Source organism: Thioalkalivibrio sp. (genome assembly GCF_007692535.1).
In the GTDB taxonomy this organism is placed as follows: domain Bacteria; phylum Pseudomonadota; class Gammaproteobacteria; order Ectothiorhodospirales; family Ectothiorhodospiraceae; genus Thioalkalivibrio.
On the sequence record NZ_REBW01000212.1, the window covers coordinates 1 to 9,141 of the forward strand.

9 protein-coding genes are annotated in these 9,141 nt (G+C 65.4%); all 9 read left to right on the forward strand.

The genetic code is table 11. The features are described 5' to 3' along the window. The first annotated feature begins 294 nt into the window (after nucleotides 1–294). Complete coding sequence (locus tag EA346_RS12145; protein ID WP_296758952.1) at nucleotides 295–612, forward strand: ATPase; 318 nt, start codon at nucleotides 295–297, stop codon at nucleotides 610–612. A gap of 48 nt (nucleotides 613–660) precedes the next feature. Then, nucleotides 661–1,725 (forward strand): V-type ATPase subunit, encoded by a 1,065-nt coding sequence (locus EA346_RS12150; RefSeq protein ID WP_296758954.1) that lies wholly within the window; start codon nucleotides 661–663, stop codon nucleotides 1,723–1,725. A gap of 72 nt (nucleotides 1,726–1,797) precedes the next feature. Then, complete coding sequence (locus EA346_RS12155) at nucleotides 1,798–3,693, forward strand: V-type ATPase 116kDa subunit family protein (protein ID WP_366755791.1); 1,896 nt, start codon at nucleotides 1,798–1,800, stop codon at nucleotides 3,691–3,693. A gap of 43 nt (nucleotides 3,694–3,736) precedes the next feature. After that, complete coding sequence (locus EA346_RS12160) at nucleotides 3,737–4,183, forward strand: ATP synthase subunit C (RefSeq protein ID WP_296758955.1); 447 nt, start codon at nucleotides 3,737–3,739, stop codon at nucleotides 4,181–4,183. A gap of 11 nt (nucleotides 4,184–4,194) precedes the next feature. After that, a complete protein-coding gene (locus EA346_RS12165; protein ID WP_296758957.1) occupies nucleotides 4,195–4,554 on the forward strand; it encodes a V-type ATP synthase subunit F in 360 nt (119 codons plus the stop codon). Next, nucleotides 4,551–5,189: a V-type ATP synthase subunit E family protein gene (locus tag EA346_RS12170; protein WP_296758959.1), complete on the forward strand. Its 639-nt coding sequence runs from the start codon at nucleotides 4,551–4,553 to the stop codon at nucleotides 5,187–5,189. Before EA346_RS12165 ends, EA346_RS12170 begins: the two co-directional genes overlap by 4 nt. Nucleotides 5,190–5,193: 4 nt before the next feature. After that, nucleotides 5,194–6,990 (forward strand): V-type ATP synthase subunit A, encoded by a 1,797-nt coding sequence (locus EA346_RS12175; RefSeq protein ID WP_296758961.1) that lies wholly within the window; start codon nucleotides 5,194–5,196, stop codon nucleotides 6,988–6,990. Beyond that, the gene (locus EA346_RS12180) at nucleotides 6,990–8,486 is read left to right on the forward strand and encodes a V-type ATP synthase subunit B (protein WP_296758963.1); all 1,497 of its coding nucleotides are present in this window, start codon (nucleotides 6,990–6,992) and stop codon (nucleotides 8,484–8,486) included. The genes EA346_RS12175 and EA346_RS12180 overlap by 1 nt, the downstream gene beginning before the upstream one ends. 9 nt (nucleotides 8,487–8,495) lie before the next feature. Continuing rightward, nucleotides 8,496–9,122: a V-type ATP synthase subunit D gene (locus tag EA346_RS12185; protein ID WP_296758964.1), complete on the forward strand. Its 627-nt coding sequence runs from the start codon at nucleotides 8,496–8,498 to the stop codon at nucleotides 9,120–9,122. The last annotated feature ends 19 nt before the right edge of the window (nucleotides 9,123–9,141 follow it).

The window sequence follows — 9,141 nt, forward strand, 5'->3', positions numbered from 1 at the left end:
GGGTGCGAGGCCCGTCGGGTTACGCCCTTTGGGCTAACCCGACCTACTGTTTGCGGCTTTTCATCGTCAGTCGTGCCCGGTGCGTCCGCAATCACCGTGGGTAACGAAGGGCTGAGCTCCATCGCTATACGGTAATTTTCTGGACGTCTTATGCTCCGGGGAGTACGATAACGGCCTTATTCAGGACCGCACCGGCACCGGGGCGGTCCTTGAATTTGGGGTTGTCCAGGTTGCTGTATGGCCGGATCCTCGGATCATCCCCGGTGCCAACAAGCACAGATCGAGGCCTTGACCATGGACGATACGCTGCAACGCCTGCTCGACGCCGAGATGAAGGCCGAGAATCTCGCCCGCGAGGCGGAGGAAGAGCGCGAGCGTACGATACGGGCCGCCACGCTCGAGGCGCGGGAGCTCGATGAAGCCTTCTCGGCAAAGATTCCAACACTCCAGCAGACCTGGATTGCCCGCTCCGAGGAACGGGCGGCCAACGCCATTGCCGAGATCGAGCGCCGCTATGACGAGCGCCACGAACGGTTGCGCGACCTTGCCGGGGAGCGCGAGGACGAAGCCCTGAACGCCGGCTTCCGAATCCTGATGGACAGCAGGGTCTGAGCCGGGAGCGACACCCGGTCCGCCGATGAAACCCAGGTTCCGAAGGCCATGAGCAGCGCAGCGAAGAACGCCTACCTGAATACCCGGGTCGCCGCGAAGGCTACGCAGTTGATTGGCTTGAAGAACGTCAAGCAGTTGTCGCAGATGAGCCCGCACGAACTCTGCCAGCACATCGGTCTCGGCGATCTGCTCGACGAACCCGGCAGCGTCCGTTCCAAGAGCCGCGCGGTCGAACAGGGCCTGATCCAGGTTCTGCTGGCCGATCTCGCGGTGCTCGTGCGGCCGATGAGCCCGGAAGAGCGCGGCCTGGTCCTCGCCTGGGCGCGAAAATACGCGCTGTTCAACCTGAAGACGCTGCTGCGCGGAAAGATCCGCCAGCTGGATCAGCAGGAAATCCGTGAAAACCTGTACGACCTTCCACCCCAGGTGCGCCTCTCCAACGAGGATCTGTTCCGCACTGAGAGCGCCGTGGAGTTGCTGCGGGTGCTGGAGAGCGGGCCGCTCAGCCTGCTGGCGCGCCAGGCCCGCGAGATCTACGAAAAGCGCCAGGAGGCCTTCGCGCTGGAGGCCGCCATCGACCAGCGCTATTACAGCGAGCTCGCTCGCCGGGTCACCCGGCTGGGCGACCCGAAGGCGGACCGGCAGATGCGGAGCCTGATCGGCTCGCTGGTGGATCGGGCGAACATCCTCTGGCTGCTGCGGTTTCGGTTTGCCTACGGGCTTCCTCCTTCGGAGACCTTCTACCAACTGGTCCCGTCACCCAACCTGATGTACCGCCAGCGGCTCCTGGATCTCGTCAGCCTCGAAAACCAGGCCCAGGTGATCGCCGGACTTCCCGAGCCCCTGCGCAGTCTGCTGGCGGATGCGGACAACCTGATGGAGAGCCAGCGGCGTCTCAGCCAGTATTGCTACGGCATCGCGCGCGACGTGCTGCGCCACGGCCACTCCGGTGTCGCCAGGGCCATGGCCTATCTGATCCTGCGGGAGATCGATCTGCAATTGACGTTCACGCTGATCCAGAGCCGCCTGCTGAATCTTCCCGCAGCGTATGTCGACCTGGCCCTGGGCCTGAGTCCGGCGATCTGCGCCCACAACTGGCCCGATGCGGCATGAACCACGATTCCCTATACACCCTGAGCCACCATGATCCGGAGCCCCGGCAGCGCCCGGGCGGGAGACCATAGCGTGCTCCAATCCAAGGCGATGAAGCATGTCCGGCTGCTGGTCCTCGGCGAAGATCTGCCGCAGGCCTCGCTGACGCTGGCCGAAACAGAAAGCTTCCACCCCGATTCGCGCGCGCCGGAGGAACAGAGGCTGGCGCCGCTGGTGGACAGCCGTTACCAGAACGAATACCAGAAGGCGCGTACGCGCCTGGACAAGATCGCCCAGGTCATCCCGGTGCCGGAGCCGGACCTGAGCGAAATCCGCGTGGTCCATCTCGACGAACTGACCGAGGTCAACGCCTGGTTGGGAAGTGCCTGGGAATTCTGTCTGGAGCACCAGGAAGGTTTCCGGGAACTCGACGAGAACGCGCGTCTGCTCGAGGAGCAGCAGGCTGCACTGGCCAATTTTGCCGAACTCAACGTCGATCTCGGCGCGCTGCGAGCCGATAAGCGGTTTCTGGATCTCCACGTCGGCGTGGTGCCGCGCGAGAACGTCAGCCGGCTCGAGGGCGCATTGGGTCTGACTGGCCACCTGCTGCTCAAGTACATGGAGCGGGAGGGCAATGCCCACGTCGTGATCGTCGGGCCCAGCGAGGATGGCCAGTCCGAATTGAGGTCGCTGCTCTCTTCCGCCGGTTTCACGGCAATCCCGCTTCCGCAGGGTCTGGACGACTCGCCCGAGACGATCCAGGACGATCAGCGCCGCGAGCGCGATCGCATCGAGCGGGAGCGCGCCGATCTGCACGAAGAGGTCGAGACCTGTGCCAAGGAGATGCACGCGAAGCTGGTCCGGGCATCGACGGTACTGGCGCTTGCGGAGCCGTTCGTCAGCCTGGATCCCGCGATCCGCGGCGTCGGTTACCTCGCCAGCATCGATGGCTGGGTTCCCGCCAAGGCCCTGCCCGATCTCGAGCGGCGTCTCGATGCGTCCCTGCAGAACCCCTTCAGCCTGGAGAGCCGCAAGCCGCGGGAGGACGAGCGTCCGCTGGTCCCGACAGTGCCCGTGCGGAATCGGTTGCTGCAGCCGTTCGCGATGCTGGTGAAGCAGTACGGCATCCCCCGCTATGGCGAGATCGACCCCACCCTGCTGTTCACCATCACCTTCCTGCTGATGTTCGGGACCATGTTCGGCGACGTCGGCCACGGGGCCGTGCTCGGTCTGCTGGCGTGGCTGTTTCGGAAAAAGCTGGGTCGTTTCTACATCTTCGGCGTGCTGGCGGGCCTGTCCTCGATCTTCTTCGGTGTGCTGTTCGGCAGCGTGTTCGGCTACAAGGAACTGCTGCCGGCGGTGTGGATGTCGCCGCTTTACAACCCGATCCTGATGCTGCAGCTCGCGTTGGGCTGGGGGGTGCTGTTCCTGAGCCTTGCCTGCGTGCTCACGATCTACAACCGTTTTGCGATCCGCGAACCGATGGCGGCGATCTTCGGCCCTCACGGCGTCGTCAACCTGATCTTCTACCTGGGCTTGGTCTGGGGTGCCGTTTCCCTGGCCATGACCGGTGCCTTCGGTGCGATTCCCGCGGGTCTGGTGATCGCGGCCCTCGGCGCCCTCGCGGCCTACAACTGGGGGCACATGCAGGCGCCGATCGGCGAAAAGATCCTGGTGGTGCTGATCGAGACCCTGGAGACGGTCCTGGGCTATCTCTCCAACACCCTGTCGTTCCTGCGCGTCGCGGCCTTCAGCATCAACCACGTCGCGCTGATGATCGCCGTCCTGACCCTGGCCGGGATGATGGGCACGGTGGGTTCCATCCTGATGATCATCTTCGGCAATATCTTCGTGATGGTGCTCGAGGCGGTGATCGTGACCATCCAGGTGATGCGTCTGCAGTATTTCGAAGGTTTCTCGCGCTACTTCTCCGCCGACGGACGGGAATTCACCCCGTTGCGCCTGCGGCGCAAGCCTCGAGCGGCGTGATGATCCGTTTTCATTTCCAGTTCAATCAACCCGGGAGTTAACCATGCACTGGCTCGTAGGTCTCATGTCCTTTGCCATCGTCGGTCTGATCGCCACCGGCTTCTATCTCGAGTTTCGACCGGCGCTGGCGCCGCGTCTGCGCAATCTCTTCAAGCCCGCGCTGGCCGTCCAGATGACGGTGTTCGTCGGTGCGATGTTCGGGATCCTCGCCCTGGGTATCGGCGACGCCATGGCGCAACCGGCCGCGGTCGAGCAGGTCGTGACCGAAGTGAGCGTGGGTCTCGGTCTCGCCATCATCGGGGTCGGGATCCCGACGGCACTGTCGACGATCGGCGCCGGCATCGCCGTGGGGCCGATCGGTTCCGCCGCGCTGGCCGCGATCACCGAGAAGCCGGAGATGCTGGGTCGAAGCCTGATCTACATCGGTCTGGCCGAAGGCATCGCGATTTATGGCCTGGTCGTCAGTATCCTGTTGCTGAACCGGATCTGACGGAGACTGCCGTGACTGCGGACGCGCCAAAGAGCCGGGCGACACGCCTCCTCTTCATCGGGGACCACAGCCTGGCCGATGGCTTCAGGCTGATCGGGTTCGAGACCTTTGCCGACCAGGAGCCGGCGCAGGTCAACCGGATCCTGCGTGACCTGGACCGCGGCCGCGAGAATGCCTTCGTCATCGTCGACGATGCCATCATGGAGTGGGATGTGCCCATGCTCGCACAGCTTCGCCGCGAGGGCGGGCGCATCATCGTGATCTCCCTGCCACCGCTCGAAAGCATGCCTCCGCAACTGACCAGTGATGTCGCGGCACGGCTGCAGAACCTGTTCGGGGCAGGGACCATTTCCGCCGGGGAAACAACGTGAATCAGGTATTGGAACTGGAGCAGGCGATTCTGGCGCGCGCGCAGCAGCTGGCGGACCAGTACGCCGAGCAGGCGCAGAAGACGCGGGAGGTGATCCTGCGCGACGCGGCCGAGCGGTTGCGGCAGCGGGAACAGCGCGAGGAGGTCATCGCACGTGGGCTCAGCGAGCGCCATTACCGGCAGCGGGTCCAGGCCGCGGAACTCAGGCTGCAAAGCCATCTGGACCGCATGCGCTGGAACCTGGTGCGCCGGGTCGAGGACCGTCTCGCGGACCGCATGCGGACCTTCATCAAGGACGAGGCGGCCTACGTCGCGCACCTGCGCGAATTGCTGCAGGCCGCCGCGGAACAGTTCGAGAGCGACAGCCTCGTCGTGCAATGCAATGCCGCGGACCGCAAGCGGCTGCAGGCCGACTGGGCCGCGGTCCAGGCCGGACTGCCAGGAAAGACCCTGCACCTCGACGAGGACGCGATCGAGAGCCTGGGTGGCGTGTTCCTGCGCAGCGCCGACGGCCGCATCCGCGTCAACAACACCTTCGAGGGTCGCATGGCCCGCCTGCGCCTGCGCCTGCAGCAGGCGATCCTGGAACGGCTCCTCCCGGCTTCCCCGGAGTCGGGCAACCTCTTCACCGGATGAGATCATGAGCGAACCGCAACGCATTGGCGTCGTCCGCGACATCAACGGACCGATCGTCACCATCGAACTGCCGGGCATCCGCCACGGCGAGCAGGTCAAGATCGGAGAACTGGGGCTGTTCGGCGAAGTGATTTCCCTGAGCGGCGACCGGGCGGTGGTGCAGACCTATGAATCCACCGATGGGGTGCGTCCCGGCGAACCCGCCGAGGGGCTGGGCTGGCCGCTGTCGGTCGAACTGGGTCCGGGCCTGATGGGCGGGATTTTCGACGGCGTGCAGCGTCCGCTGGAGAAGATTGCGCTGCAGTCGGGCGATTACATCCGCCGCGGCATCAACGTCGCCTCGCTCGACCGCGACCGGAAATGGGCGTTCGAGCCGAATCGGGACCTGGCGCCGGGCGAAAAGATCGGCCCGGGGAAGGTCCTCGGCACGGTGCAGGAGACCGAGACGGTCCTGCACCGCATCCTGGTGCCGCCGGGCGTTCACGGCGAACTCGAAGAGGTCGCGCCGGCCGGTGAATACGACATCGAGGAGATCATCGCCCGGGTGCGTGGCGCCAGCGGCCGCTCGCAGGAACTGCGCATGTACCACCGCTGGCCGGTGCGCACGCCGCGGCCGTATCTGCGCCGCGACGACGGGGTCGCCCCGCTGATCACCGGCCAGCGCGTGATCGACACCTTCTTCCCGCAGCTGAAGGGTGGCAAGGGTGCCGTTCCCGGGCCATTCGGCGCCGGCAAGACCGTCGTGCAGCAGCAGATCGCGCGCTGGTCGAACGCCGACATCGTCATCTACGTGGGTTGCGGCGAGCGCGGCAACGAACTCGTGGACGTTCTCGAGACCTTTCCCAAGCTGGAAGACCCCTACACCGGTCGCTCGCTGATGGAGCGGACGCTGCTGGTCGCGAATACCTCGAACATGCCGGTCGTGGCGCGCGAGGCGTCGGTGTACGTCGGGATCACCATGGCCGAGTATTACCGCGACATGGGCTATGACGTCGTGGTGCTCGCTGACTCCACCAGCCGCTGGGCCGAGGCGTTGCGCGAGGTGTCGGGTCGACTTGGCCAGATGCCGGTGGAGGAAGGCTACCCGGCCTATCTGGCCTCGCGCCTGGCTGCGGTCTACGAGCGCGCCGGGCGGGTCGAGACCCACGGCGCCGGCTCCGGGTCGGTGACGCTGATCGGTGCGGTGTCGCCGCCCGGCGGCGACTTCTCCGAGCCGGTGACCAGCCACACCAAGGACATCATCGAGACCTTCTGGGCTTTGTCCAAGGAACTCGCGGACGCGCGGCACTACCCGTCCATCGACTGGGTGACCAGCTTTTCCGGACACGTCCATACCGCTGCCCATTGGTGGCACGAGAATGTCGACTCCAACTGGGAGAACCGCCGTCGCGAGGCGCTGGCCCTGCTGGCGCGTGATGCGGAACTGTCCCGAATCGTGAACCTGGTCGGTCCGGAAGCGCTTTCCTCTGCGCAGCGCTGGGACCTCGAGGGGGCCGCGCTGATCAAGGAGGGTGTGCTGCAGCAGAGCGCATTGGACGAGATCGACACCTTCTGTTCGCCCGACAAGCAGTTCGCGTTGCTGGATCTGGCCCTGATGATCTACGACCAGGGCGCGGAACTGGTGAAGCGAGGCGTGCCGGTGCAGGAACTGCAGCGTCTTCCGCTGCTGTCGAGGGTGCGCCGGATCAAGAGTCTGTATTCCAGTGAGCAGCTCGATGACATCGAGACGTTTCGTGACGAGGTCGAGCAGACACTCGAGAACCTGCGTCAGGAATATGCGAAACACGAGGAGCAGGCCTGATGAGCACCAAGGAATACCGCACTGCCGTCGAGGCCCGCGGCGGCCTGCTGGTGATGAAACACACGCCGGGGGTCGCCTTTGGTGACCGCGTGAGCATCGAGGATCACAGCGGTGGCGTCCGCAATGGCCAGGTGATCCGGTCGTCCAATGAAGAGGTGCTGATCCTGGTCTTCGAGGGGGTCGACGACCTCGACCTGGAGAATACCTGGGTGCGCTTCCTGGATGCTCCGGTGGAGATCGCGCTGTCTCCGGAGCTGCTGGGTCGCGAGTTCAACGGTCTGGGCGAGCCGCGCGACGGACGCCCCCCGGTCCTCTCCAGCCTGCGCCGCGCCGTAGGCGGTTCGGCGATCAACCCGGCGGCGCGCACCTATCCGCGGGAATTCATCCAGACCGGCATCTCGACCATCGACGGCCTCAACTCGCTGGTGCGGGGCCAGAAGCTGCCGATCTTCACCGGCTCCGGCCTGCCGCACAACCGCCTCGCCGCGCAGATCGTTCGCCAGGCACGGCTGAAGAACGAGGATGCGTCGTTCTCGATCGTGTTCGCGGCGATGGGCGTTTCCTACGCCGACGCGAAGTTCTTCCGCGACGAGTTCGCCTCCTCGGGGGTGCTGCGCAACGTGGTGATGTTCATCAACCTCGCCGACGACCCGCCGGTGGAGCGCCTGACACTGCCGCGTACCGCGCTCACCGCGGCCGAGTACCTCGCCTACGATCTGGACCGCCACGTGCTGGTGGTGATGACCGACATGACCTACTACGCCGAGGCGCTGCGCGAGGTGGCGACATCCAAGGGCGACGTGCCGGCGCGCAAGGGCTATCCGGGCTATCTCTACTCCGACCTCGCCGAGATCTACGAGCGCTGCGGCCGCATCCACCATCGCCACGGCTCGATCACGATGATGCCGGTGGTATCGATGCCCTCGGATGACATCACCCACCCGATTCCCGACCTGACCGGGTACATCACCGAGGGTCAGATCGTGCTTTCGCGGGAACTGGACAACCAGGGCATCTACCCGCCGGTGCACATCTCGCCCAGCCTCTCGCGACTGATGAAGGACGGCATCGGCAAGGACGACACCCGCGAGGACCATCCCCGGGTCGCGGCGCAGCTGTACGCCCTGTACGCGCGCGCCCTGGAGACCCGCAACCTGGCGTCGATCATCGGCGCCGACGAACTGTCCTCGCACGACCGGCGCTACCTGACCTTCGCCGACGCCTTCGACCGGCGCTTCGTCGGTCAGGGCGAGAACGAGGAACGCAGTATCGAGGCAACGCTGGACCTGGCCTGGGAACTGATGTCGATCTTCCCGAAGGATGGTCTGACGCGGGTCAGCGAGGCGGACATCGCGAAACACTACCGCGAGCTCGACGAGGAGCAGGCGAGCAGCCTGGGCGGGGGTCCGGCCAGTGGCGTGACCACCGCGGTGCAGTCGCATTCGCGGCGCAAGCGACGCACGGGTTCCGGTGCCCAGCCCTCAGGCGGTGGCTGAGCCAAGCCGATGAGCCAGCAACTGATCAAGGTTCCGCCGACCAAGAACACCCTGCTGCGGCTGAAGCGGCAGGTGACCTTCCTGGAGGGTGGGCACGACCTTCTCGAGCGCAAGCGGGACCTGCTGACCCGGCTGGTGTACGAGCGCATCGGGCAGTACCGGCGCCTGCGCGAGGAGGTCGAGGTCGCGATGTCCGAGGCCTATCGTTGCCTCAGCGTGGCCCACATGCGCATGGGCGGGCGCAGCATTCACCAGGCAGCGCTGGGGGTGGAACCGGCGGTCGCGGTCAGCATCCTGCCCAGGCGCAGTCTCGGTATCGAGTACCCCTCGGTACGGGCCGAGCGGATGCAGCTGAAACCGCTGGGCCTGCTCGGTACCGACATCAGCTTCGACACCAGCCGCCAGAAGCTGGCGGACATGACCGTGCTGCTCGCCCAGCTCGGCGAGGTCGAGACCGCCCTGCACCGTCTGATGGAAGAGCAGCGCAAGGCGCAGAAGCTGGTAAACGCGCTGAAGTACAACATCATCCCCCGCTACGAGCGCACGATCCGCTTCATCCAGTCCTCGCTGGAAGAGGAAGAGCGCAACGCCCTGTTCCAGGTGAAGCTGCTGCGCGAACGCGCCGAAAAGCGCTGACGGATAAAAAGCCGCAAAC